Genomic DNA, 26,996 nt, shown 5'->3' with positions numbered 1-26,996 from the left:
GGCCGCCTACGGGCCGCCCGCCTCAGGCCGTCGACGGGCCGCCGCGGCTCAGGCCGCCGAGGGCTCGGGGGCCGGGGCCGGGGCCGGGGTGGCGGGCCCGCGGGCCGTGCGGACCACGCTGGTGACGTTCCAGGCGGCGAAGCCGATCACGGCCAGGGCGGTGAGCCCGGGGATCAGCAGCGACGTGGTGTCGGTGACGAAGGCCTCGGTGGCGCCGGGCCCGTCGGTGGCCACCTCCACGGGCCCGGTCGGGACCTCGTCGAGGATGGTGGGCACGGAGAGGTGCGCGATCTCGAAGGAGCCGTCGGCGGCGGCGAAGGACCCGCTGCACTTGAAGCCGTCGGAGCCGCGCCGGGACTCGTAGGGCGTGCACCGCTCGGCGGTGAAGGAGCCCTTGGCGCCGGTCGCCAGGGTGACCAGCTGGGGAACGAAGTAGTAGAGGGCGACGAAGGTGCCGACGAGGGCGACGACCGTGCCGTAGCCGCGTCTGACGCCGAGGCCGCGGATCGCGGCGCCCCAGCCCACCCCTGATGTTGATGTGCTCATGGCGCGAACCATAACCGCGGCGCCGCCCGGTCGGCGCCGGAATTCTCCTCTGACCTGCGGAAGGAACTGTTCCGGCCAGCCGGCCGGGCTCCGTCGGATGGCTGGGAACAGCCTCTCCATGGGAGGGGTGGGGCGCGTTTGCAGGCGGCCTGAATCGGAGGAATCCGTGGCGCGTGTTGGCACTCCGCTTGACCGAGTGCTAATCGCCGGAATAGTGTCGCACCTGGCACTCGCCACTGGTGAGTGCCAACGCAGCGACAGGCAGGTCCGGCACCCGCGACGACGGATCGACCTGGTCGCCACCCCAGACAGTTAGCCCCGGATCTCCGAAGGGGGAGGTCGGATCGTGACGACCACCAGCTCCAAGGTTGCCATCAAGCCGCTTGAGGACCGCATTGTGGTCCAGCCGCTCGACGCCGAGCAGACCACGGCCTCTGGCCTGGTCATCCCGGACACCGCGAAGGAGAAGCCCCAGGAGGGCGTCGTCCTCGCGGTCGGTCCCGGTCGGTTCGAGGACGGCAACCGTCTTCCGCTCGACGTCACCGTCGGCGACGTCGTGCTGTACTCCAAGTACGGCGGCACCGAAGTGAAGTACAACGGCGAGGAATACCTCGTCCTCTCGGCTCGCGACGTGCTCGCGATCGTCGAGAAGTAATTCGCTTCTCCAGTTTTGCTTTGAACTGCGCCCCTGGTCACCCTGCTGATGCCGGGCGGCGAGGGGCGTAGTTCGTTTCAAGGCGGTCGCGGTGAGCGGCCGAGGATCGCAACGAGAGGGCATACCGCTCCCATGCCGAAGATTCTGAAGTTCGACGAGGACGCCCGCCGCGCTCTTGAGCGTGGCGTCAACAAGCTTGCCGACACGGTCAAGGTGACGATCGGCCCCAAGGGCCGCAACGTCGTCATCGACAAGAAGTTCGGCGCTCCCACCATCACCAACGACGGTGTCACCATCGCCCGCGAGGTCGAGCTGGACGACCCGTACGAGAACCTGGGCGCGCAGCTCGTGAAGGAGGTGGCGACCAAGACCAACGACATCGCGGGCGACGGCACCACCACCGCCACCGTGCTGGCCCAGGCGCTGGTCCGCGAGGGCCTGCGCAACGTCGCCGCCGGCGCCTCCCCGGCCTCCCTGAAGAAGGGGATCGACGCCGCGGTCAAGGCCGTGTCCGAGGAGCTCCTCGCGACCGCCCGTCCGATCGAGGACAAGTCCGACATCGCCGCCGTGGCCGCGCTCTCCGCGCAGGACACCCAGGTCGGCGAGCTCATCGCCGAGGCGATGGACAAGGTCGGCAAGGACGGTGTCATCACCGTCGAGGAGTCCAACACCTTCGGCCTGGAGCTGGAGTTCACCGAGGGCATGGCCTTCGACAAGGGCTACCTCTCCCCGTACATGGTGACCGACCAGGAGCGTATGGAGGCCGTCCTCGACGACCCGTACATCCTGATCAACCAGGGCAAGATCTCCTCCATCCAGGACCTCCTGCCGGTGCTCGAAAAGGTCATCCAGGCGGGCGCCTCCAAGCCGCTGCTGATCATCGCCGAGGACATCGAGGGCGAGGCGCTCTCCACCCTCGTCGTCAACAAGATCCGCGGCACCTTCAACGCGGTCGCCGTCAAGGCACCCGGCTTCGGTGACCGTCGCAAGGCGATGCTCCAGGACATGGCCACCCTCACCGGTGCCACCGTCATCGCCGAAGAGGTCGGCCTCAAGCTCGACCAGGCCGGTCTGGACGTACTGGGCTCCGCCCGCCGCGTCACGATCACCAAGGACGACACGGTCATCGTCGACGGTGGCGGCAGCTCCGCCGACGTCGCGGGCCGCGTCAACCAGATCAAGGCCGAGATCGAGTCCACGGACTCCGACTGGGACCGCGAGAAGCTGCAGGAGCGCCTGGCGAAGCTCGCCGGTGGCGTCTGCGTCATCAAGGTCGGCGCCGCCACCGAGGTGGAGCTCAAGGAGAAGAAGCACCGCCTTGAGGACGCCATCTCCGCCACCCGCGCCGCGGTCGAGGAGGGCATCGTCTCCGGCGGTGGCTCCGCGCTCGTCCACGCCGTCAAGGTCCTTGAGGGCAACCTCGGCCTGACCGGCGACGAGGGCACCGGCGTCTCCGTGGTCCGTCGTGCCGCGGTCGAGCCGCTGCGCTGGATCGCCGAGAACGCGGGCCTTGAGGGCTACGTCATCACCGCGAAGGTGGCCGAGCTCGAAAAGGGTCAGGGCTTCAACGCCGCGACCGGCGAGTACGGCGACCTGGTCAAGGCCGGCGTCATCGACCCGGTCAAGGTCACCCGTTCCGCGCTGGAGAACGCCGCTTCCATCGCCTCCCTGCTGCTCACGACCGAGACCCTGGTCGTCGAGAAGCCGGCCGACGACGAGGGCGACGCCGGTCACGGCCACGGTCACGGCCACAGCCACTGAGGCAGGCCGCCCGGGCTGACGCCTGAGACGTGAGAGGGCCCTGGTCACCGCTGCCGAGCGGGGGTGACCAGGGCCTCTTGCGTACCCGGAGCCGCCGCGTCCGGGGCCCGGCGCCACTCAGCCGGGCATGGTGCCCGCCGTGCCCGCCGACATGTCCGCCGTCATGCCCATCTGGCGCATCAGGCCCGGCGCGTCGTAGTACCACCAGTCCTCGGCGATCCGGCCGTTCTCCATGCGGAACGTCGTGCAGCCCGACATGGTGACCGTCTTGCCCGTCGGAGCCATCCCCATGAACGCCCCCTTGTGGGTGCCCCGCCAGTCCCACAGCGTGGTGACGCAGTCCCCCTCGGCGATCTGGCGCGTGACGTCGAACGAGAAGTCGAACGCGTCGCGCCACATGCCCATCGTCCGCCGCATGCCGTCGCGCCCGTTGCCGCGTCCCTCGGTGTCCATCATGTCGTGGGTGATGTAGTCGGCCGCGACGCACTCGTCGATGGCGTCGAACTCGCCCCGCACGGCGATCTCCTGGAAGACCCGGTTCGCGACGAGCTTGTCGAGGTACTCGTTCCGGACCACGTCCAGGTCCATGAACTTCGGCATGCCCTCGCAGAGGGCCACCATCTCCTGGAACATCCGGTCGGTTTCCGGGAGGTGAGAGTTCCTCATGGCCTCCTCGTACGAGGGGAATTCGACGAGGTCCACGTAGTGCGTCCGCGCATCGCGGTCCTGGCCGATCATGGTGTGGGTGACCGTGCGCCTGCCACTGGTCTGTTCCGCGTAGCGGTCGATGAGGGTGTTCATCTCGTCGAACCGGGTGGTCTCGTAATCGATCACCTGTACGAATGTCATCGCGTCGCCTCCCGCGCTGGATAGGACACGTCCAGTTTAGGGAGATTTCACCCGTTCGGCGGGTTTACTGGGGGCCGTACTTGCGGCCGGTACGCGAGGACACCCCGCCCAGGAGGCCGCGCGGGGTCAGCTTCACCACGCTCATCAGGGCCTTGTACCGCGGGTCCGGGATCGAGACGGTCCGGCCGCGCGCCAGGTCGGCCAGTGCCGCGGCGACGAGCTTGTCGGCGTCCAGCCACATCCAGCCCGGGATGTTGTCCGTGCCCATGCCGGCCCGCTCGTGGAACTCCGTCCGTACGAACCCGGGGCACAGGGCCATCAGCCGCACGCCGGAGCCGGCCAGGTCCTTCGCCGCGCCCTGGGTGAACTGCACCACCCAGGCCTTGCTCGCGCCGTAGGTGCCGCGCGGCAGGAAGGCGGCCACCGAGGCCACGTTGATGACCCCGCCCCGCCCGCGCTCGCGCATGGACGCGGTCGCCGCCGAGGTCAGCCGCAGCACCGCCTCGACGTGCACCTTGATCATGGTCAACTCGTCGGCCATGGACACTTCGAGGTAGCGGCCCTTGTTGCCGAAGCCCGCGTTGTTGACCAGCAGGTCCACCGGGTGCGTACGGTCCGCCAGCCTGGCCTCGACCGACGTGATGCCCTCCTCCGTGGACAGGTCGGCGGCCAGCACCTCCGCCTCGATGCCGTGCCGGTCGTGCAGCTCGGTGGCCTGCTCGGCGAGCCGCTTGGTGTCGCGGGCGACCAGTACGAGGTTGTGGCCCTGGGCGGCCAACCGGCGGGCGAAGGCGGCGCCGATGCCCGCCGTGGATCCTGTGATCAACGCAGTCGTCATAGGCGCAACCTAGCCGTCCGCGCCGAGCGCCGCGCCTGTCGGTCGGCTCCGTTCGATCCCGTGAGCCTCCGGTTCCACGGTGTCACCACACGCACCGCCCGACTCAAAGGGGTGGCTGGATATTGGCCTCGTGGTCAAAGCCGGGCTTATGCTCGAAGGGTGATCGAGGCACGTCATCTCCGGGTCCTGCGCGCTGTCGCCGGGACCGGGTCCTTTTCCGCCGCAGCCCGCGAACTGGGCTGCACCCAGCCCGCCGTCTCCCAGCAGATGAAGGCGCTGGAGCAGTCGGCGGGCACCCCGCTGCTCATCCGCGCGGGCCGCGAGATGCGCCTGACCCAGGCGGGCGAGGCCCTCGTGCGGCACGCGGCCGGGATCCTGGCCGGCCTGACCGCCGCCGAGGAGGAGGTCGCGGCCATCGCGGGCCTGCGAGCCGGCCGGGTCCGGCTGGTCTCCTTCCCGAGCGGCAGCTCCACCCTGGTGCCCACCGCCCTCGCCGCGATGCGCGCCGCGCACCCGGGCACCCGGATCTCGCTGGTCGAGGCCGAGCCGCCGCGCTCGGTGGAGATGCTGCGCGAGGGCGACTGCGACGTGGCACTGGCCTTCCGCTACGGGGGCGCGTCCGGAGCCGCCGCCGAATGGGAGGACCTGGTGGTCACCCCGCTGCTGACCGACCGGCTCGTCGGCCTGGTGCCCGAGGGGCACCGGCTGGCCGGAGCCGAACGGGTGGGCATCGCGGAGCTGGCCGACGAGCCCTGGATCGCGGGCTGTCCGCGCTGCCGCCGCCATCTGGTGGAGGTGTGCGAGGACGCGGGCTTCACCCCGAGGATCGACTTCGCCACCGACGACTACCCGGCCGTGGTCGGGTTGGTCGGGGCGGGGCTCGGGGTCGCCGTGCTGCCGGAGCTGGCGGTGGAGTCCGTACGGGCCAAGGGCGTGAGCACCCTCGCCGTGGAGCCCGCCGTCGAGCGCGAGGTCGTGGCGCTGACGCTGCCCGACCTGGCGCGCGTGCCGGCGGTGGCGGCGACCCTGGGCGAACTGGTCCGGGCCGCCGCGCGCTGACCGTACGGCGGTACGGCCGGCGCGCGACGTCACGGAGGCGGGTCGGTGGGGCGGAGCCGCCGGGGTACCCGGCGGCTCCCTTGGCGGCTCCTCAGAGGAAACGTTCCTTCGGGCGTTTCCGGGCGGTTTCAGTGCGGCGCGATCGGCCCGATCGTGCTGGATGCCGGGATCAGGCGGTGCCGTGCGCGGCCCATGAGCTCTTCGCGTTCGTCCTCGGTGAGGCCGCCCCACACCCCGTAGGGCTCGCGGACGGCGAGGGCGTGCGCGGCGCACTCTGCGCGCACCGGGCATCTCATGCAGACCTCTTTAGCCGAGGTCTCGCGCGCGCTCCTGGCCGCACCGCGCTCGCCCTCCGGGTGGAAGAAGAGGGAGCTGTCGACCCCGCGGCAGGCGGCCAGCAACTGCCAGTCCCACAGGTCGGCGTTCGGTCCGGGGAGGCGGGAGAAATCTGCCATTGGTAGTCCTCTTGGTGCCGGTACTGAGGCGGATACGGTCCATGTCTCCACACCTACTGTCGTAGTAGATGTAAATATGACTCATTGGGAATCTAGCCTCAGACACATGCCAAACGGAAGAAAAGCCGCCAAATAGGGCATAGCTCCAGATGGAGGACACGCGATGCGCGGCTACGCCATCGTGATCGTCGCCTCACGTAGAGTGCCGAAGGTGTCCGTCGAACCCGTAACTCTTTCGAGTGACCATCGTTGAGAGTGCGAAGGCGGTTGAACCAAGAAGTTCCCGGACAGGTGTCCGAGGGCATCGACCGCACAGGTGACGATACGTACCAGCCTGGAGGCTCAAGGTGACGCGCATCAGCAGCTGCGGAGGGCGGTCATGACATCCGTCCTCGTCTGCGACGACTCCCCGCTTGCCCGAGAGGCGCTCCGTCGCGCGGTTGCCACCGTGCCCGGCGTCGAGCGTGTGACGACGGCTGCCAACGGCGAGGAAGTCCTCCGCCGCTGGGGTGCCGACCGCTCCGACCTGATTCTGATGGATGTCCGGATGCCCGGCCTCGGCGGTGTCGAGACGGTCCGCCGGCTCCTGTCCGCCGACCCGGGGGCCCGCATCATCATGCTGACGGTCGCCGAGGACCTGGACGGCGTGGCCCTCGCGGTCGCCGCCGGCGCCCGGGGCTATCTGCACAAGGACGCCTCGCGCGCCGAACTGCGGGCCACGGTCACCCAGGCGCTCGCCGACCCGACCTGGAGGCTGGCCCCCCGCCGGCTGCGTTCGGCCGAGATGGGCGCCGCGCCCACGCTCACCGCGCGCGAGATCCAGGTGCTGGAGGGCATGAGTCACGGCCGGTCCAACGCGGAGATCGGGCGCGAGCTCTTCCTCTCCGAGGACACGGTCAAGACCCACGCCCGCCGACTGTTCAAGAAGCTCGGCGCCTCGGACCGGGCGCACGCCGTGGCGCTCGGTTTCCGCTGGGGCCTCGTCCGCTGAACGTGAGCCCCGTTCCGACGGGGCCGCCGGCTCTCACGGGCCGTCCCGTCCGCCATCGGCGGGCGGGGCGCCGCGTCGTCCCGGCGGTTCACGGGACGCCTCCGCGGAACCGGTGCGCGGCCGGGGATTGGCGGTGCACAATCCGGGGGACGTGTCGCTTCGGGCGCGATGCCGCATCCTTGGGGGTGTGCCGCATTCTTGGAGAGGCCGAGTTCCCGATTCCTCGGGGACGCAGATTCGGGCCGAGCGGAGGGGAGGGCGCAGATGACCAGTTCCGGCGCACCCGCTCATAACGCTTCGATGCACAACACGGACCACGGTGCCGCGAATGCTCCGGCGCCAAGGCACCATGGATTGATGCGCGACGACGAGGCCATGGGGTCATCCCCGGCCACAAGCCCCACCGGCGCCGCCAAGGGCGGCAGTGCCGGGGCCGTCAGCGCGCTCGTTCGCCGCGCGGTCGACGGGGACGAGCAGGCCACGCACGATCTGCTGGCCTTCGTGCACCCCCTCGCCATCCGCTACTGCCGCACCCGCCTGTCGCGGCTGCCGGGTGATGCCCGTCACTTCGTCGAGGACCTGGCGCAGGAGGTCTGCGTCGCCGTGCTGATGGCGCTTCCGCGCTACCGGGACACCGGGCGCCCCTTCGAGGCGTTCGTCTTCGCGATCGCCGCCCACAAGGTCGCCGACCTCCAGCGGGCCGCCATGCGCCACCCCGGGAGCACCGCCGTCCCCTCCGACGAGATGCCGGAGCGCCCCGACGACTCGCTCGGCCCCGAAGAGCGGGCGCTGCTGAGCAGTGACGCGGCCTGGGCCAAGAAGCTCCTGGCCAACCTGCCGGAGAACCAGCGCGAGCTGCTCGTCCTGCGGGTGGCCGTCGGGCTGACCGCCGAGGAGACCGGCCAGATGCTCGGAATGTCCCCGGGTGCGGTGCGGGTCGCGCAGCACCGGGCGTTGAGCCGACTGCGGGCGCTCGCCGAGCAGTAGGAGCCGGCGCGATCCGCCGACCGGCGCAATCCTCGTAGGAAACGACAAAACTTCTGCTTGACCTTGGTCGTGGAATGAGACGCGTCGGGATCCCGTTAGCATGGACATCCGCGCTGAGCAAGACCATTTGGAAGGTGTCATGACCGCCGACGGAGTGCCCGACAAATTCGCCACGCTCGGACTGACCTACGACGACGTGCTGCTGCTGCCGGGCGCGTCGGACATGTCGCCTGATGCGATCGACACCTCCTCCCTGATCTCGCGCAACGTGCGCGTCAACGTGCCCCTGCTGTCCGCCGCCATGGACAAGGTCACCGAGGCCCGGATGGCCATCGCGATGGCCCGCCAGGGTGGCGTCGGCGTACTGCACCGCAACCTTTCCATCGCCGACCAGGCCAACCAGGTCGACCTGGTCAAGCGCTCCGAGTCCGGCATGGTCACCGACCCGATCACGGTGCACCCGGACGCGACGCTGGGCGAGGCCGACGAGCTCTGCGCGAAGTTCCGCATCTCCGGCGTCCCGGTCACCGACCCGGCCGGCAAGCTGCTCGGCATCGTCACCAACCGCGACATGGCCTTCGAGTCGGACCGCAGCCGCCAGGTGCGTGAGGTCATGACGCCGATGCCGCTGGTCACGGGCAAGGTCGGCATCTCGGGCGTGGACGCCATGGAGCTGCTGCGCCGCCACAAGATCGAGAAGCTTCCGCTGGTCGACGAGTCGGGCATCCTCAAGGGCCTGATCACGGTCAAGGACTTCGTCAAGGCCGAGAAGTACCCGAACGCCGCCAAGGACAAGGACGGCCGCCTCCTGGTCGGTGCGGCCGTCGGTGTCGCCGGGGACGCCTACGAGCGCGCCCAGGCCCTCATCGAGGCGGGCGCCGACTTCATCGTCGTCGACACCGCGCACGGCCACTCCCGCCTGGTCGGCGACATGGTCTCCAAGATCAAGTCGAACTCCTCGGTGGACGTCATCGGCGGCAACATCGCCACCCGTGACGGAGCCCAGGCGCTCATCGACGCCGGTTGTGACGGCATCAAGGTCGGCGTCGGCCCCGGCTCGATCTGCACCACCCGCGTGGTCGCCGGCATCGGCGTCCCGCAGGTCACCGCCATCTACGAGGCCGCGCTGGCCGCCAAGGCCGCGGGCGTCCCGGTCATCGGCGACGGCGGCCTGCAGTACTCCGGCGACATCGCGAAGGCCCTGGTCGCGGGGGCCGACACGGTGATGCTCGGCTCGCTGCTCGCGGGCTGCGAGGAGTCCCCGGGCGAGCTGCTCTTCATCAACGGCAAGCAGTTCAAGTCGTACCGCGGCATGGGCTCGCTCGGCGCGATGCAGACCCGCGGCGACCGCAAGTCCTTCTCGAAGGACCGCTACTTCCAGGAGGGCGTCGGCGGTGACGACAAGCTGATCCCCGAGGGCATCGAGGGCCAGGTCCCCTACCGCGGCCCGCTCTCGGCGGTCGTGCACCAGCTCGTCGGCGGCCTGCGCCAGTCGATGTTCTACGTCGGCGGACGCACCGTCCCCGAGCTGCAGGACCGCGGCCGCTTCGTCCGGATCACCTCGGCGGGCCTCAAGGAGAGCCACCCGCACGACATCCAGATGACCGTGGAAGCACCGAACTACAGCCGCAAGGGCTGAGCGGAGCGATGACGAAGGGGGCGGGCCCGTCGGGGCCCGCCCCCTTCGGCGTGCCCGCGCGCCGTTCGCGGACCCGGCGGCGTCCGTACAGCGGTCATGGGAACGCGAGTGACCGGCGTTCGGGGATACTGGACAGGCAGACCCACAGGAAAGGCCACCACACGTGACTGAGATCGAGATCGGGCGCGGCAAGCGCGGCCGCCGGGCGTACGCCTTCGACGACATCGCCATCGTCCCCAGCCGGCGTACGCGGGACCCGAAGGAGGTCTCGATCGCCTGGCAGATCGACGCGTACCGCTTCGAGCTCCCCTTCCTGGCCGCCCCCATGGACTCCGTGGTCTCCCCGCAGACCGCGATCCGCATCGGCGAGCTCGGCGGCCTCGGCGTGCTGAACCTCGAAGGCCTGTGGACCCGCTACGAGGACCCGCAGCCCCTCCTCGACGAGATCGCGGAGCTGGACGAGGAGACCGCCACCCGCCGTCTCCAGGAGATCTACGCGGCTCCGATCCAGGCGGACCTGATCCGGCAGCGCATCAAGGAGGTGCGCGACTCCGGTGTCGTCACCGCCGCCGCGCTCTCCCCGCAGCGCACGGCCGAGTTCTCCAAGGCCGTCGTGGACGCGGGCGTGGACATCTTCGTCATCCGCGGCACCACCGTGTCGGCGGAGCACGTCTCCGGCGCCGCCGAACCGCTGAACCTGAAGCAGTTCATCTACGAGCTGGACGTCCCGGTGATCGTGGGCGGCTGCGCCACCTACACCGCGGCCCTGCACCTGATGCGCACCGGCGCCGCGGGTGTCCTGGTGGGCTTCGGCGGCGGCGCCGCGCACACCACGCGCAACGTGCTCGGCATCCAGGTCCCGATGGCCACCGCCGTCGCGGACGTGGCCGCGGCCCGTCGCGACTACATGGACGAGTCGGGCGGCCGCTACGTGCACGTCATCGCCGACGGCGGCGTGGGCTGGTCCGGCGACATCCCCAAGGCCGTCGCCTGCGGCGCGGACGCGGTGATGATGGGCTCTCCGCTGGCCCGTGCCACGGACGCGCCCGGCAAGGGCAAGCACTGGGGCATGGAGGCCGTCCACGAGGACGTGCCGCGCGGCAAGAAGGTCGACCTCGGTACGGTCGGCACCACCGAGGAGATCCTCAGCGGTCCGTCGCACCTGTCCGACGGCTCGATGAACATCTTCGGAGCCCTGCGCCGCTCGATGGCCACCACCGGCTACAGCGAGCTCAAGGAGTTCCAGCGGGTCGAGGTCACGATCGCGGACTCGCAGCACCGCCGCTGACCCGGTCCCCGGGTCACACCGCACGTACGCCGGAGGGCCGGCGCCCCGCTCCGGGGCGCCGGCCCTCCGGCGCGTCTCAGGCCAGACCGCGCCTGCGCTTGCGCAGCAGGAGGGCCCAACCGGTGACGACCGTCAAGGTGAGGATGCCGATGATGACGACCCCGGCCCACTCGGGCCCGTCGGGGCTCAGCTCCGGGTCCAGCTCGGCGGAGACCGCGACGGCGAGGAGCAGGCACATGAGCCCCCCGAACAGGCCCAGCAGCCACAGGCCGGCCGTGACCGAGGCGCTGCGCTTCACGGGGTGCGCGACCGGCTTCGCCGGTCCCGGCCGGGGGATGCGGTCCGGCTCGCGGGTGGGCATCCGGACCACCGCGGCGGGCGGGACCCCGGCGTCCAGGGGGGCCAGTTCGGCGGCGGTGATCCCGAAGAGGGTGGGCTCGACGAGGAGGTTGAAGCCGTCGGCGCCGACCAGATGGCGGCCGCCGTCCGGGTAGACGTGCATGAGGGTGCAGTCGGCGAAGCGGATGGTGACCCGGTCGTCCGGCCCGGGGCCGATGCGGCTGACGCCGTCGCTCGCGACGAGGAGGGCGACGGAGTCGTCCTCGACCGCGCGGTAGCGCCGTCCGGTGACGAAGTCGGCGGATTGGGTGGGGGCCGCGGTCAGCCCGGCCCATTCCAGGCCCCGGCCGGGCGCCTGGACCAGGGCTCCGGCCCACACCGCGCGCGCGACCTCGCGGAGGTCGGCGACGGTGACCGCCTCCAGTTCGGCCCGGGTCTCGGCGATGCCGAGGCCGTCGTGACGCATCAGCAGGTCCATGGCCTCGGCCGGGAGCATGGCCACGGCCGGCTCGGGCCGGTCGAACCGGGCGAGCACGCCGGCCCGTACGGAGTCCAGCTCGGACTGCTCGACGCGGCCGGCCCGGAGCTTGGCGAGGACGTCGACGAAGGCGCCGACCATGGCGTCCTGCTGCCGGGGCAGGGCGTCGGCGTACGCGGTGACGGTCGCGAAGTCGGTGTCGCGGGGGTGGTACTCCGCGGCGGCGGTGTAGGAGTAGCCGCCCTTCTGGCGCAGCGTGCGGAAGAGCTCCTTGCCGAGGACCTCGGTGAAGAGGCTGCCGGCGCCGGAGCGGGGGATCACCGAGGTCAGCACGATCATGCCGTCGTCGCCCTGGAAGTGGGCGGGGGTGGTGGGGAGCGCGGAGGTCGGTTCGGGGCAGGGGAGCCACTGGCCGGCGGGGAGGGTGAGGTCGAGGCCCTCGGGGACGGTGCCGCTGGTCATCCACAGGACGGCGTTCTCGGTGGTGAACCGGGTACGGGCCCAGTCGCGCACGTTGGCGGCGGTGAGCCGGTGCAGGCCGGCCTCGGCGTAGCTGGTGAGGCCGTAGCCCCGCGAGCCGTAGCGCCACAGGTTCATGCCGTGACCGGGGCCGTGGCCGCGGCCGGCGGCCTCGGTGCGCAGGATCTCCTTCTCGGTCTCCAGCCGGTCCATGGGCAGGTCGCGCAGGGCGGCGCAGACGCCGTTGAGGTACTCGACCACGTCGGTGGGGGTGCCCGTGACGTGGAAGTGCGTGTAGGCCGGGGCGGTGGCGCCGTTGTAGTGGAGGTCGCTCAGGCCGTGCCCGTGCAGGGCGAGGTGCTCGACGAGGTGGGTGATGCCGCTGGTGGCGAGGGTCTCGTCGGCGCGGCCCACGCGGAAGAGCAGGCCGGCGGTGACGGGGCCGGTGCCGGGGGCCAGGACGGTGCGGATGCCGCCGACGGTCGTGTGGACGATGCCGCCGGTGGTGGTGGTGAGGGCGGTGGTGGTGGTGGGCCCGGAGGACGCTTCGGTGGTCATGGTGGTCTTCCTCAGCCCTTGGCCAGTGCGGTCTTGCGGTGGCGGGTGAACGCGGCCTCGGCGTCGTTGTCGACGTAGCCCCAGGGGAAGCTGCTCGCGCGGTCGCCGAGGGCCCGGAAGTGCGGGGCCGCCTCGGCGTGGCGGCCGGCCGCGCTGTGGGCGGCGGCGAAGGCGTTGTGGGCGCCCACGGCGTGGAAGGCGTCGGCGCGTGCGGCGGGGTGCAGGACGGAGCGGGCGGCGGCCCGGGCGAGCGCGGTGTGTTGGGCGGGCTCGCGCAGGTAGGACTCCGCGGCGGCGCGGTCCCCGTCCTTGCGCAGCTCCAGGTAGTGCTCCATCTGCGCGAGGGCGACCAGCGCGCCGTGGGGGCCGCCTTCGGGGGCCGCCTCGGCGCGGGCGCGGGCGAACTCGTGCGCTTCCTCGAAGGTGCCGCCCCATTTGGGGCAGAGCTTCTGGAGCAACTGCATCTGGCCGGAGTAGTGGTGCGGGTGGTGCTCGGCGAGGCGTTCGTGGCGGCGGACGGCTTCGCCGGTGCCCAGTTCGAGTCCGCGGGCGTTGATGACGCGCAGGTACCAGGCGAGGGCGTGGTCCGGGTGCTCGGCGCAGAGGTCGATGAGCAGGACCTCGGCCTCGCGCAGATGGGCGTGGAAGGAGTCGAACTGCGCGCGGGAGACGTGCTCGGCGCGTTGGCCGGTGCGGATGTTCCACCCGGCCATGATCAGGTGGTCGGCGAAGACGGCACGCAGCAGCGGATCGCCCGGTCGCCCCTTCATGGCGTGCTGGAGGAAGAGCCGGGCGTTCGCGGCCTCGGCCACCGTCCGGCAGGCGAGGGCGCGGTCGTCCTCGTCGGTGAGCGAGGCGAACGTCCCCAGGACGGCGTCCAGGTCGTTGCGCAGGACGGCGGAGCGCAGGTCGGCCAAGACCGGGAACTGCTCAATGGGTTCGAGGAGCGGCCGGCCGAGCGGCGGCGTGAGAGCGGACACGGGCGGATCATATGACCGGACGTGTGTTCGTCAACAGGGATTTCGGGGGACTTCCGCAGCGGTCTTCGCTGATCAGAGCCCTGGCGCGGGCCGCCGGAGCGGCCCGCGGTCCGAAGGAGACGCCCTAGTCGGCGGTCTTGCGGGTGATCTGGAAGGCCGCGTACCCGCCGATGGCGAGGAAGAGGAAGGTCATCGGGCCGGCATTGGCCTGCCAGTTGTCGACGACCTCGGAGGTCCGCTGGGTCAGTACGTCGACCACGGTCTCGGAGAGCTGCTCGGCACCCGACAGGGCGACGCCGAAGAGCTGCCCCGCCAGGACGGCGGCCACCGAGACCAGGACGGCGACGACCGGGAGGACGGCGTTGCGCCCGCCGATCTTGCCCGCGGCGAAGCCGACCAGGGCGCCGACACCGACGGCCGCGTAGCCGATCTCGTGCTCGGTGGCCTTGACGATCGCGCCGTAGATCGCGGCGGAGACCAGCCCGGCGACGACGGCGGCGAGGACGCCGAAGGCGACGTTGCCGGAGGCCGGCGCCGGCGCGGGCGCCTGGGTGTAGGACGAGGGCGCGGGCGGCTGGAAGTTCTGGCTCATTCGGGAATCCCCCCCGGGGATCGGCACGCACGTGCGGCCGTAGGCCATAAGTGCGAGATAAGTGGTGCCGCAGGCTAACAGGGAGCCAGGACATCCCGGGGGTGGATTCCGGTCGGAAGGCCGGTCCGGTGCGTGACGTGACCGCACCGCGACCGGGCCGTGACCTGCGGGGGCGTCAGAGTCGGTGGGCCGCGCCGGCCGGGCTGGCCCCCCGAGTGTCGAGGAGCAGTTGGGCCTTCACCGCCAAGCCCTGGAGGTCGTAGGTGCGGTGGTGCTGGAGCAGGATCGTCAGATCGGCGTTGGCGGCGGCCTCGTAGAGCGAGTCGGCGCGCGGGACGGGCTGGTCGCGCACCCGCCAGCCCGCGATGTACGGGTCGTGGTAGCTGATCTGCGCCCCGAGGTCGAGGAGCCGGCTGGCGATCTCGTGGGCGGGGGAGCCCTCTTGGTCGGCGAGGTCCGGCTTGTAGGTGACCCCGAGCAGCAGGACGCGGGCGCCGCGGGCGGACTTGCCGTGTTCGTTCAGGAGCGTGGCCGAGCGCTGGATGACGTACTGCGGCATCCGGTCGTTGATCTCCTGCGCCAGACCGACCATCCGCAGGGGGTGGCCCGGGGTGCGGGTGGTGTGGGGGAGGTAGTTGGGGTCCAGGGGGACGCCGTGACCGCCGACCCCGGGGCCCGGGCGGAAGGCCTGGAACCCGTACGGCTTGGTCTCCGCGCACCGGATGACGTCCCACAGGTCGACGCCGAGGTCGTGGCAGAGCACCGCCATCTCGTTCATCAGGGCGATGTTGACGTGCCGGTAGTTGGTTTCGAGCAGCTGGACGGTCTCCGCCTCGCGCAGGCCCCGGGCGCGCACCACCTTCTCGGTGAGGCGGGCGTAGAAGGCGTGCGCGGACTCGGTGCAGGCGGGGGTGAGGCCGCCGATCACCTTGGGGGTGTTGGCGATTCCGTGGGTGCGGTTGCCCGGGTCGTGCCGGCTGGGGGAGTAGGCCAGGTGGAAGTCCCGGCCGGCGCGCAGCCCGGAGCCGCCCTCCAGGATCGGCCGCAGGTAGTCCTCGGTGACGCCCGGGTGGGCGGCGGATTCGAGGATCACGGTGGTGTGCGGGCGCAGCCGCGCGGCGAGGGCTCGGCCCGCCTCGCCGACGGCGGAGAGGTCGAGCGCGCGGTCGGCGCCGAGCCGGGTGGGGGCGCAGATGACGGCGGTACGGACCCGGCCGAGTTCGGCGGGGTTGGTGGTGACCCGGAAGCCGGCCGCCGACATGCGGCGGATCTCGGCGGCCGTGAGGGTGCTGTCCGTGGTGGGACCGCTGTCGTAACCGACGGTCTCGATTCCGGCGGCGACGGCCGCCTGGGCGAGGGGGAGGCCGAGGTGGCCGAGTCCGATGACGGCGAGATCTGCGGGCATGGGTGGCCGTCCCTTCCCTTCCCTGACGTGAGGGGGCGGTGCGCGTCCGTTGGGCGGACGGGAAGTCCGTCAGGAGCTGGCGCAATGTCAGACTAGGCGTATATATGACAGATATGTCGCATTGTGGATCCGTGGTCGCCGTTGTGTTGTCCACAGGCGGTGGCTGATGTCCGCGCGGCGGTTCAGAATCATGAAACGGGAGATGTGAGCGGGATCATCCGCATCGTGCGGGTACGGCCCGCACCAACGGGAGGCAACCGTGAGGACAGCGACACTGGGACCGGCACAGCGCGCCGAGGCGCTCGCCCGGATGGCCGATCGGGAACTGGACGTACTGGTCGTCGGCGCGGGGGTGGTCGGCGCCGGCACCGCGCTCGACGCGGTCACCCGAGGGCTTTCGACCGGGCTGGTGGAGGCCCGTGACTGGGCGTCGGGCACCTCCAGCCGGTCGAGCAAGCTCATCCACGGCGGCCTGCGGTACCTGGAGATGCTCGACTTCGCCCTCGTACGGGAGGCGCTCAAGGAGCGCGGACTGCTGCTGGAGCGGCTCGCCCCGCACCTGGTCAAGCCGGTGCCCTTCCTGTACCCGCTCCAGCACAAGGGCTGGGAGCGCCTCTACGCCGGTTCGGGGGTGGCGCTCTACGACGCCATGTCCATTTCCAGCGGCCACGGACGCGGGCTCCCCACGCACCGTCACCTCTCGCGCCGCAGGGCCCTGCGCATCGCGCCCGCGCTGCGCAAGGACGCGCTGGTGGGGGCCCTGCAGTACTACGACGCCCAGATGGACGACGCGCGCTACGTCGCCACGCTGGTGCGGACGGCCGCCGCGTACGGGGCGCACTGCGCCAACCGGGCCCGGGTGGTCGACTTCCTGCGCGAGGGCGAACGGGTGGTGGGCGCCCGGGTGCGGGACGTCGAGGGCGGGGGCGAGTACGAGATCCGCGCCAAGCAGGTCGTCAACGCGACGGGGGTGTGGACGGACGACACCCAGGCGCTGATCGCCGAACGCGGCCAGTTCCACGTACGGGCGTCCAAGGGCATCCACCTCGTCGTACCCAAGGACCGGATCCATTCCGCCACCGGGCTGATCCTGCGCACGGAGAAGTCCGTGCTGTTCGTGATCCCGTGGGGCCGGCACTGGATCGTCGGGACCACGGACACCGACTGGGACCTGGACAAGGCGCACCCGGCGGCGTCGAGCGCGGACATCGACTACCTGCTGGAGCACGTGAACTCGGTGCTGGCGGTGCCGCTGACCCGGGACGACGTCCAGGGCGTGTACGCGGGCCTGCGGCCCTTGCTGGCGGGGGAGTCGGACGCGACGAGCCAGCTCTCGCGCGAGCACACGGTGGCGCACCCGGTGCCGGGGCTGGTCGTGGTGGCCGGCGGCAAGTACACGACGTACCGGGTCATGGCGAAGGACGCGGTCGACGAGGCGGTGCACGGGCTGGACCAGCGGGTCGCCGAGTGCGTCACGGAGGACGTGCCGCTGGTGGGGGCGGAGGGGTACCGGGCCCTGTGGAACGGCCGGGCCCGGATCGCCGCTCGCACCGGGCTCCATGTGGTGCGGGTGGAACACCTGTTGAACCGGTACGGGTCCCTGGCGGAGGAGCTGCTCGACCTGATCGCGGCCGACGCCTCGCTGGGCGAGCCGCTCACCGGGGCGGACGACTACCTGCGGGCGGAGGTCGTCTACGCCGCCTCGCACGAGGGCGCGCGGCACCTGGACGACGTGCTGACGCGGCGGACGCGGATCTCGATCGAGACCTTCGACCGGGGGACGAGGTCGGCCCGGGAATGCGCGGAGTTGATGGCTCCGGTACTGGGCTGGGACAAGCAGCAGATCGAGAAGGAGGTCGAGCACTACGAGAAGCGGGTGCAGGCGGAGCGGGAGTCGCAACGTCAGCCGGACGACCAGACGGCCGACGCGGCCCGACTGGGCGCCCCTGACATCGTTCCGCTGTAAGGGGTAGGAGGGGGGTGCGGGAACCGGCGGACCCGCGGCTTCCGTCCGATGCGGAGTGAGCAACAATGAGGTTTCTGCCGGGGTGGGTTACCGTGCACCCCGGCGGCTGCCGGGGCAGCCGGGGCACGCTGCACGATCGCAGAGGGGACGCATGTCGAAGCCGGAGCACACCGAGTCGCCTGTCGGGGCGGAGTCGCCTGAGGCGGAGCCGGAGGCGAAGTCGGGGAAGGCTGCGGACGCGGCGAAGTCCCGCTCGGAGTCGTCGTCGGCCGCCGATCCGGACCCGAAGCCCGGGTCCGACGCCGGTTCGGAGCCCGATGCCGGGCCGGACGCCGAGGCGGCGAAGCCGGCTGCCGCGAAGCCTGGCGCTACGAAGCCCGGCGTTACGAAGCCTGGTGCTACGAAGCCCGGCGTTACGAAGACCGCTGCCGCGAAGCCCGCCGTGGCGAAGTCGGCCGCCGCGAAGCCGGAGCCGACGTTGTCGAAGTCCCTTACCGGTGCGGAGCAGGACGGCCCCGGGGAGAAGTCCGCCTCCGGCGACGGCAAGTCCGGCGCCGGTTCGCGGACTGACGCGCCGCGGGAGAAGGCCGGCCCGGCGGACCGCGAGCCGGATGCGGGGCCGAAGGCCGGCCCCGTGGACGCGAAGCCCGCAGAGCCTAAGGTGGCCGCGGCCGGGCAGGACGCTCCGGTGGCGAAGGCCGGCGCCGAGGGCGCGAAGACCGTTCCCGGCGGCGCCAAGGCCGGTGCCGAGGGCGCGAAGGCCGCTCCCGGGGACGCGAAGACCGTTCCCGGGGACGTGAAGGCCGGTGCCGAGGGCGCGAAGCCGGCCGGCGCGGCCAAGGGCGCGCCCGTTCGGGCCGAGGCCCGTCCCGCGGACCGGAAGCCCGGGGCGCCGAAGGCCGGCGCCGCCGGGCCGGACGCCGCCAAGGGCGAGGGCGAGGACGGCCAGGACAAGGGCCGGCTCCTCGCGCGGAGGTACCGGCTCGGATCCGTGCTCGGCAAGGGCGGCATGGGCACGGTCTGGCGCGCCGAGGACGAGGTCCTGGGCCGGACCGTCGCCGTCAAGGAGCTCCGCTTCGGCCACGGCGTCGACGAGGACGAGAAGCGCCGGCTGATCACCCGTACCCTCCGCGAGGCCAAGGCCATCGCGCGGATCCGCAGCGAGGGCGCCGTCACCGTCTTCGACGTGGTCGACGAGGACGGCCGGCCGTGGATCGTCATGGAGCTCATCGAGGGCTCCTCGCTCGCCGAGTTCGTCCGGGAGAACGGCCCCCTCACCCCGCACCGCGCCGCCGAGGTCGGCCTCGCGGTGCTCGAAGTGCTCCGCGCCGCCCACCGGCAGGGGATCCTGCACCGCGACGTGAAGCCCTCCAACGTGCTCATCTCCGGCAGCGGTCGCGTCGTCCTCACCGACTTCGGCATCGCGCAGGTCGAGGGCGACCCCTCCGTCACCTCCACCGGCATGCTCGTCGGCGCCCCCTCCTACATCTCCCCCGAGCGCGCCCGCGGCCAGAAGCCCGGCCCGCCCGCGGACATGTGGTCCCTCGGCGGGCTGCTCTACGCGGCCGTCGAAGGCGTGCCCCCGTATGACAAGGGCTCCGCGCTCGCCACGCTCACCGCCGTGATGACCGAGGCCGTCGACCCGCCGAAGAACGCCGGCCCCCTCACCGAGGTGATCTACGGGCTGCTGGTCAAGGACCCGGACCGGCGCCTCGACGACGACCGTGCGCGCGCCATGCTCACCGCCGTCGTCAACTCCCCGGAACCCGAGCCCGAGCCGGAGCCCGTGCCGCTCCCGGAGGTCGAGGAGACCCGGCTCATATCCCTGACCAAGAGCAAGGCCGAGGCCGACGCGGAGAGGGCTGCCGAGAAGGCGGCGGAGAAGGCCGCCGAGAAGGCGGCCCGCAAGGACCGCGAGCGCCGCGAGCGCGAGCAGCGCGAACGCACCCGCGCCGCACTCAAGTCGGCCCGCAAGGCGGCCGCCGCGGAAGCCGCGGCCGCGTCCGCCGCCTCCGCCGCCGAGGCCCCCGCGTCCCGGCCCGCACCGGTCACGGCCTCGCTCACCGACGTCGTACCGCGTCGCACCATCGTCCTCGTGATCGTCGGCGTGGTCGTGGTCCTCGCCGTCATCGCGTCCCTGATCGTCTACGGCCTGCGGGGCGACGACGAGGACAAGGGGAGCAAGGACGCCGGCAAGGCGGCCCCGGGCCCGGTCTCCTCCGGCAGCGCCTCGCCCGGCGGTTCCGCAGCGGGTGCCCAGCCCGGCGCCTCGCCCGCCACCGGCCCGTCCGCCTCGCCCTCTCCCTCGCCCTCGCAGCCCGCCGGGAGCGGAGCCCCGAGCGGTGACACCGGACAGGGTCAAGGCCAGGGCCAAAGCCAGGGCCAGGGAGCCGGTCCGGGCGCGCCGGGAGGCGCCGTCCCCGCCGGGTTCACCACGCTGACCGAACTCGGCTTCCACTTCTCGATGGCCATGCCGGACGGCTTCCACCGGACCGGCACGGCGGGCGAGAACTCCGGCGGCATCTACAGCCGCGACGGCGGATTCCCCCGGATCCAGGTCGACTACACCTCCTCGCCCGGCAAGGACGCCAGGGCCTCCTGGCTGGAGCTGGCTCCGGCCGTGGCCGGCAGCAGCAAGGGCTACCGGCTCCTGCGGGTGGACACCGTGCAGTACCGGGACTACCCGACCGTCGCCGACTGGGAGTTCGAGCGCGAGCAGAACGGCCAGAAGATCCGGGTGCTGAACCGGGGCTTCCGGGCCGACGCCAAGCACGGCTACGCCATCATGATCAGCTGCCCGGTGGACCAGTGGGACGGCCCCGAGTGCACGCAGATGCGCGACACGGCGTTCCAGACGTTCCAGTCGCTGGACTGACGGGCGGGCCGCGCAAGCCCGGGACGCGGGCGGCCCGGGCGACGTATCGTGTCAGCGGGGCCGTTGGGGGACCCGCCCCCAGCTACCGCTGGGCGGCGCCCCCGCACTCGGGGGAGGCGATGTGGAGGACTACGCGGGCCGGATCCTGGCCGACCGCTACCGTCTGCCGTTGCCGCCGTCCGACGAGTACGAGCTGATCGAGACGCGGGCCTTCGACACGCGCAGCGGCCAGGAAGTCCTCGTACGGCAGGTGCCGTTGCCGGAGGTCGTGGACGCCGAGCTGCTCGACGGGACGTACACGACGGCCGCCGAGCGGCATCCGAGCGCCGAAATACCGGCCGTGCGGCGGGCCATCGCCGCCGCGCAGGCCGCCGCCTCCGTACCCGACCACCCGCGTCTGGACCAGGTCTTCGACGTCTTCGCGGAGGGCGGCTCACTGTGGATCGTGAGCGAACTCGTCCCCGCCAGGCCGCTGGCCGCGCTGATCGCCGACGAACCGATGAGCCCCTACCGTGCGGCGGAAGTGGCCTCCGACGTGCTGACGGCCCTGCGCGTGCTGCACGCCCACGGCTGGACCCACCGCAACATCACCGTCCGGACGGTGCTGATATGCGACGACGGGCGGGTGGTCCTGACGGGCCTGGCGGCGGGCGCCGCCGAGGAGGCCCTGTGCGGCTACGACCCGGTGCCCCCGCCGGACCCCGACCCGGACGACCCGGCCGACTTCCCGCTCCCCCCGACGGGTTGGGAGCCCCCGCCCCCGAGCGCGGGGAACCCGGCGTACGCACCGCTGGTGGCGCCCGGCTACGACACCGGGCCCCGCTACACCGACCACATCCTCCCGGAACCGGCGGCTCCGCAGGCCCTTGAGCCTCCGCAGGCCCCGCCGGCGCTCCCGCAGCCCCGCCCCGAGCCGCAGCCCGGCCCCGCCGACCTGGAGGCCACCGCCCGCGCGGGCACCATCGCCGCGTACCGGACCGGCACCCGGGCCGCCGCCGCGAAGGTGGCGCAGGAGCGCGGGCCCGTCGTCGTGCCGAGGCTCCCTCCGACGGGGGCGAACCTCCCCCAGGAGTACGCGTTCCCGTACGGCGGCCCGGACACCGCGGCCGCCACCCCCTGGCACGGAGCCGCCCCCCGCCGCCCGGCCGAGCCCGCGCCGGAGCGCGCCCCGGAGCCGGATCCCACACCGGAGCCCGTGCCGGAGCCGGAGCGGTACCGGGAGCCGGAGCCCGCACCCGGGCCCGCCGCGCTGCCCGCACCGCCGCCCGCCCCCGAAGCGGACCGACCCGCCGCCCTGCCCGCCCGGCTCGCCCTCCCGCAGGGCTACCGCCAGGCCGAGGCCGCGCCGGACGCACCGCCGCCCGTCCTCCCCGACGGCCGGGCGGGCGACGGCCGATCCGGCGACGGCCGATCCGGTGGCGCCCGGGACACCGGCCGCGGTGGCTGGGACACCGGCCCCCGCGACCGCGGCGGCTGGAACGCCGGTGGCGGGGACTACGGCGGCCCCCGCACCGGCCTCGACGCCGAGCGCGCCCGCCAGACCCGGATGGCCGTCATCGGCGCCGTCACCGAGCGGTGGGCGCCCGAGCAGGCCGGACCCGTGCACGGGCACTGGCAGTTGGCCGCGCCCGTCGGTCCCGCCACCGACCTCTGGGCCCTGGGCGCCCTGCTGTACCGAGCGGTCCAGGGCCACGCCCCGTACCCCGAGGAGAGCGTGGCGGAACTCGTCGAGCTGGTATGCGCGGAGCCCCCCGCCTTCGCCGAGGAGTGCGGCCCGCTGCGCCCGGTCGTGGAGTCCCTGCTGCGCCAGGACCCGACCGAGCGGCCCGACTTCGAGGAACTGCGCGGCTGGCTGCGCTCCCTGGTGCGCTCCGCCCCGGAGCCCGACGGGGACTTCGCCATGCTCCCCATGGCCGAACCGGACCCGGCGAGCCTGCCCGAGGTGCGCCGGCGGGGGGAGTTGCACGGCCGCCACCGCAACCCGGCCGCCCCCCACAAGCCCCGCGCGCTCGGCCGGACCCTGCTGGTCGGGGTGTTGGCGCTGTGCGCGGCGGCGGTGGCGTACGCCATGCTGTTCATGCCGCGTTCGGGCGGGACCGAGGAGCCGGACCGGCAGAACACGGCCGCCCAGAGCCCGGCGGCCCCCACCCCCGGCAAGAGCGCCACCCCCACCCCGCGCCCCTCCGGCGCCGCCACGCCCTCCGCCCCGGCCTCGCAGTCCAAGGCCGCCGGACAGACCGACGGGCCCGCTCCCGAGGGCTTCACCCTGGAGCAGGACCCGGAGCACTTCGCCATCGCCGTCCCCAAGGACTGGGCCCGGCGCGGCATCAACGAAGCCGGTCAGGTCCGCTACGTGCAGGGCGCGTTCACCCTCACCGTGGTCCCCGGCCGGGACCGGGTCGAGGGCAATCCGGACCCGAAGGGGTACCAGCAGGACAAGGAGCCGGAGCTGTCCCCCTGGCGCAATTCGACCTGGGCGGAGTCGGGGGACGTCAAGTCCACCACCGTGGGCGGACAGCTGCGGGTGACGGGTCGGTACACCTGGATCGACTCGACGGGCCGTACCGTCCTGGCCCGCAACTTCGTGGTGGCCCTCGGCGGGACCTACCACGTCGTCATGGTGACGGGCCCGAAGGACGAGGAGGACAAGGTCACCGACGTCTTCGAGAAGGCCACGGCGAGTTACAAATCCGGAGGCTGACAGTCCATCAGTACGGCGATTGCGTCACAGTGCTGTCTCACGGGCCCCGCACGGCTGCGACTTCGCCCGCGGGCTCCGTAATCTGGCCCGGAGTGCACAGAGCGGCGGGAATTCGTGGAACAGCAGACAGGCGCGGGCGCGGTGCTCGCGGGCCGTTACCGGCTCGTGGAGCCCATCGGCAGCGGTGGCATGGGCAAGGTGTGGCGCGCTCACGACGAGCTGCTGCACCGGACGGTCGCGGTCAAGGAACTGACGGCGGGTCTGTACGTCGCCCAGGCCGACCGTGAGGTTCTGCACGCCCGGACCCAGAAGGAGGCCCGGGCCGCGGCACGCATCCAGCACCCGGCGGTCGTCACCGTTCACGACGTGCTGGAACACGACGACCGGCCGTGGATCGTCATGGAGTACATCGACGGCCCCTCCCTCGCCGAGGCGGCCAAGGCCGCGGGCCGGATCGAGCCCCGTGAGGCCGCCCGGATCGGCCTGCACGTCCTGGGCGCCCTGCGCGCCGCGCACAAGGTCGGCGTACTGCACCGGGACGTGAAGCCGGGCAACGTCCTGCTGGCCAAGGACGGCCGGGTGCTGCTGACCGACTTCGGGATCGCCGCGATCGAGGGCGACTCCTCCATCACGCGGACGGGCGAACTCGTCGGCTCCATCGACTACCTGGCCCCCGAGCGGGTCACCGGAGGCGCTCCCGACCCCTCCTCGGACCTCTGGTCGCTGGGCGCCACCCTCTACACGGCCGTCGAGGCCCGTTCGCCCTTCCGCCGCACCTCGCCCATCTCCAGCCTCCAGGCCGTGGTGAACGACGAGCCGCCCGCGCCGGTCCAGGCCGGCGCGCTGGGCCCCGTCATCACGGCGCTGCTGCGCAAGGACCCCGCCGAGCGCCCCTCCGCCGCCGAGGCCGAGCGGATGCTGATCGAGGCCATGGAGGGCCGTGCTCCCAAGGCGGCCCAGGCGTACGTGCCCACGCGCGTCCTGAGCGCCGAGGAGCAGGTTCCCGCCCGGCCCCCGGAGCCCCGCGCCGACGTCCGGGCCGAGCACCGCACCCCCGCGCCGCCCTCCACCGCCCCGCCCGCGCCCCCGACCGGGGGCACCTCGGGCCGGCTCAAGCGTGCCGCCGGCGTCGCCCTCGTGGCGGCGCTGCTCGGCGGCGGCGGGGTCTTCGGGGTGCTGACGTACCTCGGCGGCGGCGGCGACGGCCTGCGCGACGGCGGCGCCGCCGACCGGTCGACCGGCGCCCCCGACCAGCCGGCCAAGGACGGCGACGGCGTCAAGGTCGACGGCCCGGCGTCGGCCACTCCTCCGGCGGGCTACGCCAAGGCCGAGGACCCGGCCGGCTTCTCGCTCTTCGTCCCGGACGGCTGGCGGCGCCAGCTCGACGGGACCCAGATCGACTACACCCCGGACAACGGGCGGCACCTGCTGCGGATCGCCGTCGCCGCGAAGTCGGAGTACCCGAACCCGTACATGCACCTCCTCGACATGGAGAAGCAGCTCCAGCAGCGCACCGACTACAAGCGCCAGGCCCTGCACCAGAACGGCTTCCGGGGCACTGAGCAGGCGGGCCTGTGGGACTTCACCTGGACGGAGAAGGGCCCCCTCGCCGGTCCCCGCCGGGCCATCGAGCAGATGTACGTGGCCCCGGACGGCACCGAGTACGCGATCTACCTGTCGGGGCCGGCCGCGGAGTGGTCCAAGCTCCGCGCGCACTTCGACATGGTGCTCACGGGCTGGCAGCCCGCCTCGAAGAAGGGCTGACCGGGTCCCCGCCCGGGGGTTCCAGGGGCCCGGTGGGCCCGAGCGAGCCGCGCGGCCGGGGGGATCGCGCCATCCTCCGCCGATCGCGCCAGCGATCGCCGGCAGAATTGGCAAAATCCGGTTACCCACGGGTACCCAAAGGCTCGCGGGCGGAATACGCTCACCGCCATGACGGACTCGCAGGCCCCCGCCGCCCCCCTCCGCGCCGAACCCCAGCCCACCAACCCGCTCGCCCCGGCCCCGGCCGGTGCCCGCACCGCCGCCGACGTGGTCACTCCCGCGCTGGTCGCCAGGCTGACCCGCGGGGTCCTCGGCTCCGGACGCACCGCCAACCACACCCCCTTCACCGGGGACAAGCTGGCGGACCTGCCCGAGGCCGGTCCCGAGGACGTGGCGGCGGCCTTCGCGAAGGCCCGCGCCGCACAGCCCCGGTGGGCCGCGGTCCCCGTACGCCGGCGGGCCGCCGTCCTGCTGCGCTTCCACGACCTGGTCCTGGCCCGCCAGGCCGAGGTGCTCGACCTGATCCAGCTGGAGACCGGAAAGGCCCGCCTGCACGCCCACGAGGAGGTGCAGGCCGTCGCGATCGCCGCCCGCCACTACGGCCGCAAGGCCCCCGGCTACCTGCGCCCCAAGGGCCACACCGGGGCGATCCCCACCCTCACCAAGGTCACCGAACTGCGTCAGCCGCGCGGGGTCGTCGGCCAGATCGCCCCGTGGAACTACCCCCTCGAACTCTCCGTCGGTGACGCCCTGCCCGCCTTCGTCTCCGGCAACGCCGTTGTGATGAAGCCCGACACCGAGACCGCGCTCACCGCCCTGTGGGCCCGTGACCTGCTGATCGAGGCCGGCCTGCCCGCCGAGGTCTTCCAGATCGTCCTCGGCGAGGGCCCCGTCGTCGGACCCGAGGTGGTCAAGCACGCCGACTACGTCTCCTTCACCGGCTCCACCCGGACCGGCCGCGAGGTCGCCCGGGGCGCGGCCGACCGCCTCGTCGGCGTCTCCCTCGAACTCGGCGGCAAGAACGCCATGCTCGTCCTCGCCGACGCCGACGTGGAGAAGGCCGCCGCCGGCGCCGTCCGCGCCTGCTTCTCCTCCGCCGGACAGCTGTGCATCTCCATCGAGCGGCTCTACGTCCACGCCTCGATCGCCGACGCCTTCGTCGAGCGCTTCGCGGCCCGCACCAAGGCCATGCGGCTCGGCAACTCCCTCGCCTACGGCGCCGACATGGGCTCCCTGGTCGGCGAACGCCAGCTGGAGACCGTGCGGCGGCACGTGGACGAGGCCGTCGCCAAGGGCGCCACCCTCGTCGCCGGCGGCGTCGCCCGCCCCGACATCGGCCCGCTCTTCTACGAGCCCACCATCCTCGACGGCGTCGAGGCCCCGATGGCGGTCTGCGGCGAGGAGACCTTCGGCCCGGTCGTCTCGATCTACCGCTTCACCGACGAGGACGCGGCCGTCGCCGAGGCCAACGCCACCGCCTACGGCCTCAACTCCAGCGTCTGGACCAAGGACGCCCGCCGGGGCCACTCCGTCGCCGCCCGCCTGCGCACCGGCACCGTCAACATCAACGAGGGCTACGCGCCCGCCTACGGCAGCGCCCAGGCCCCGATGGGCGGCATGAAGGACTCCGGCCTCGGCCGCCGGCACGGCTCCGAGGGCATCCTCAAGTACACCGAGGCCCAGACCGTGGCCCACCAGCGGCTGCTGCCCATGGCGCCCTCGATGGGCATGGACGACGCCAAGTACGCCGAGTTCATGACCCGCAGCCTCAAGGTCTTGAAGGCGCTCCGATTCCGTTAGGCACGACCGCC

Annotated in this window: 20 protein-coding genes; 12 read left to right on the top strand and 8 right to left on the bottom strand. The window is 72.5% G+C overall.

Annotated elements, in window-relative coordinates; translation table 11 throughout:
• Positions 1-48: 48 nt before the first annotated feature.
• Entirely contained in the window at positions 49-546 is a 498-nt protein-coding gene (locus ACIOD1_RS03600) for a hypothetical protein (RefSeq protein ID WP_365622954.1), read from the bottom strand.
• A gap of 346 nt (positions 547-892) precedes the next feature.
• Here ACIOD1_RS03600 and groES point away from each other — a divergent pair, with 346 nt between their 5' ends.
• Complete coding sequence (gene groES, locus ACIOD1_RS03595) at positions 893-1,201, top strand: co-chaperone GroES (RefSeq protein ID WP_055418319.1); 309 nt, start codon at positions 893-895, stop codon at positions 1,199-1,201.
• Between the two features lie 132 nt (positions 1,202-1,333).
• Positions 1,334-2,962, top strand: coding sequence for a chaperonin GroEL (gene groL / locus ACIOD1_RS03590; RefSeq protein WP_365622952.1), 1,629 nt, complete (start codon positions 1,334-1,336; stop codon positions 2,960-2,962).
• Positions 2,963-3,079: 117 nt separating this feature from the next.
• On the opposite strand, the gene ACIOD1_RS03585 is transcribed toward groL, so the two are convergent.
• The gene (locus ACIOD1_RS03585) at positions 3,080-3,811 is read right to left on the bottom strand and encodes an ester cyclase (protein WP_365622950.1); all 732 of its coding nucleotides are present in this window, start codon (positions 3,809-3,811) and stop codon (positions 3,080-3,082) included.
• 64 nt (positions 3,812-3,875) lie between these two features.
• On the bottom strand, positions 3,876-4,649 hold the full coding sequence (locus tag ACIOD1_RS03580; RefSeq protein ID WP_365622948.1) for an SDR family oxidoreductase: 774 nt from the start codon (positions 4,647-4,649) through the stop codon (positions 3,876-3,878).
• A gap of 159 nt (positions 4,650-4,808) precedes the next feature.
• Between ACIOD1_RS03580 and ACIOD1_RS03575 the strand changes: the two genes are divergently transcribed.
• Positions 4,809-5,708 (top strand): LysR family transcriptional regulator, encoded by a 900-nt coding sequence (locus ACIOD1_RS03575; RefSeq protein WP_365622946.1) that lies wholly within the window; start codon positions 4,809-4,811, stop codon positions 5,706-5,708.
• 128 nt (positions 5,709-5,836) lie between these two features.
• Here the strand turns inward: ACIOD1_RS03575 and ACIOD1_RS03570 are convergent, their stop codons facing one another.
• Positions 5,837-6,163: a WhiB family transcriptional regulator gene (locus tag ACIOD1_RS03570; RefSeq protein ID WP_365622944.1), complete on the bottom strand. Its 327-nt coding sequence runs from the start codon at positions 6,161-6,163 to the stop codon at positions 5,837-5,839.
• A 379-nt stretch (positions 6,164-6,542) separates the two neighbouring features.
• Here ACIOD1_RS03570 and ACIOD1_RS03565 point away from each other — a divergent pair, with 379 nt between their 5' ends.
• The 4 genes from ACIOD1_RS03565 (at position 6,543) to ACIOD1_RS03550 (ending at position 11,068) form a co-directional block, all read left to right on the top strand.
• Positions 6,543-7,154, top strand: coding sequence for a response regulator transcription factor (locus tag ACIOD1_RS03565; protein WP_003948568.1), 612 nt, complete (start codon positions 6,543-6,545; stop codon positions 7,152-7,154).
• 357 nt (positions 7,155-7,511) lie between these two features.
• Positions 7,512-8,141, top strand: a complete 630-nt coding sequence (locus ACIOD1_RS03560) for a sigma-70 family RNA polymerase sigma factor (RefSeq protein WP_401899908.1) — start codon at positions 7,512-7,514, stop codon at positions 8,139-8,141.
• A 139-nt stretch (positions 8,142-8,280) separates the two neighbouring features.
• The gene (guaB, locus tag ACIOD1_RS03555) at positions 8,281-9,780 is read left to right on the top strand and encodes an IMP dehydrogenase (protein WP_365622942.1); all 1,500 of its coding nucleotides are present in this window, start codon (positions 8,281-8,283) and stop codon (positions 9,778-9,780) included.
• Between the two features lie 163 nt (positions 9,781-9,943).
• Complete coding sequence (locus tag ACIOD1_RS03550; protein ID WP_365622940.1) at positions 9,944-11,068, top strand: GuaB3 family IMP dehydrogenase-related protein; 1,125 nt, start codon at positions 9,944-9,946, stop codon at positions 11,066-11,068.
• 76 nt (positions 11,069-11,144) lie between these two features.
• Here ACIOD1_RS03550 and ACIOD1_RS03545 read toward each other — a convergent pair whose 3' ends face one another.
• The 4 genes from ACIOD1_RS03545 to ACIOD1_RS03530 all read right to left on the bottom strand — a co-directional run bounded on the left by ACIOD1_RS03545 (position 11,145) and on the right by ACIOD1_RS03530 (position 15,879).
• Positions 11,145-12,902 (bottom strand): insulinase family protein, encoded by a 1,758-nt coding sequence (locus ACIOD1_RS03545; RefSeq protein ID WP_401899904.1) that lies wholly within the window; start codon positions 12,900-12,902, stop codon positions 11,145-11,147.
• Positions 12,903-12,913: 11 nt separating this feature from the next.
• Positions 12,914-13,882: a hypothetical protein gene (locus ACIOD1_RS03540; RefSeq protein WP_401899898.1), complete on the bottom strand. Its 969-nt coding sequence runs from the start codon at positions 13,880-13,882 to the stop codon at positions 12,914-12,916.
• 124 nt (positions 13,883-14,006) lie between these two features.
• On the bottom strand, positions 14,007-14,474 hold the full coding sequence (locus ACIOD1_RS03535; RefSeq protein ID WP_365622934.1) for a hypothetical protein: 468 nt from the start codon (positions 14,472-14,474) through the stop codon (positions 14,007-14,009).
• Positions 14,475-14,649: 175 nt separating this feature from the next.
• The gene (locus ACIOD1_RS03530) at positions 14,650-15,879 is read right to left on the bottom strand and encodes a nucleotide sugar dehydrogenase (protein WP_365622932.1); all 1,230 of its coding nucleotides are present in this window, start codon (positions 15,877-15,879) and stop codon (positions 14,650-14,652) included.
• A 259-nt stretch (positions 15,880-16,138) separates the two neighbouring features.
• On the opposite strand from ACIOD1_RS03530, the gene ACIOD1_RS03525 reads away from it, so the two are divergent.
• The 5 genes from ACIOD1_RS03525 (at position 16,139) to ACIOD1_RS03505 (ending at position 26,985) form a co-directional block, all read left to right on the top strand.
• Entirely contained in the window at positions 16,139-17,845 is a 1,707-nt protein-coding gene (locus ACIOD1_RS03525) for a glycerol-3-phosphate dehydrogenase/oxidase (protein WP_401899895.1), read from the top strand.
• Positions 17,846-17,996: 151 nt separating this feature from the next.
• Positions 17,997-20,720: a protein kinase gene (locus tag ACIOD1_RS03520; protein WP_401899892.1), complete on the top strand. Its 2,724-nt coding sequence runs from the start codon at positions 17,997-17,999 to the stop codon at positions 20,718-20,720.
• A gap of 121 nt (positions 20,721-20,841) precedes the next feature.
• A complete protein-coding gene (locus ACIOD1_RS03515) occupies positions 20,842-23,421 on the top strand; it encodes a serine/threonine protein kinase (RefSeq protein ID WP_401899889.1) in 2,580 nt (859 codons plus the stop codon).
• Between the two features lie 114 nt (positions 23,422-23,535).
• Complete coding sequence (locus ACIOD1_RS03510) at positions 23,536-25,185, top strand: serine/threonine-protein kinase (RefSeq protein ID WP_365622924.1); 1,650 nt, start codon at positions 23,536-23,538, stop codon at positions 25,183-25,185.
• Positions 25,186-25,353: 168 nt separating this feature from the next.
• Positions 25,354-26,985: a succinic semialdehyde dehydrogenase gene (locus ACIOD1_RS03505; RefSeq protein WP_365622922.1), complete on the top strand. Its 1,632-nt coding sequence runs from the start codon at positions 25,354-25,356 to the stop codon at positions 26,983-26,985.
• Positions 26,986-26,996 lie beyond the last annotated feature (11 nt).

Source organism: Streptomyces sp. NPDC088097, from assembly GCF_044741845.1.
Classification (GTDB): Bacteria; Actinomycetota; Actinomycetes; order Streptomycetales; family Streptomycetaceae; genus Streptomyces.
This window is presented reverse-complemented; position numbering and strand designations above follow the sequence as displayed.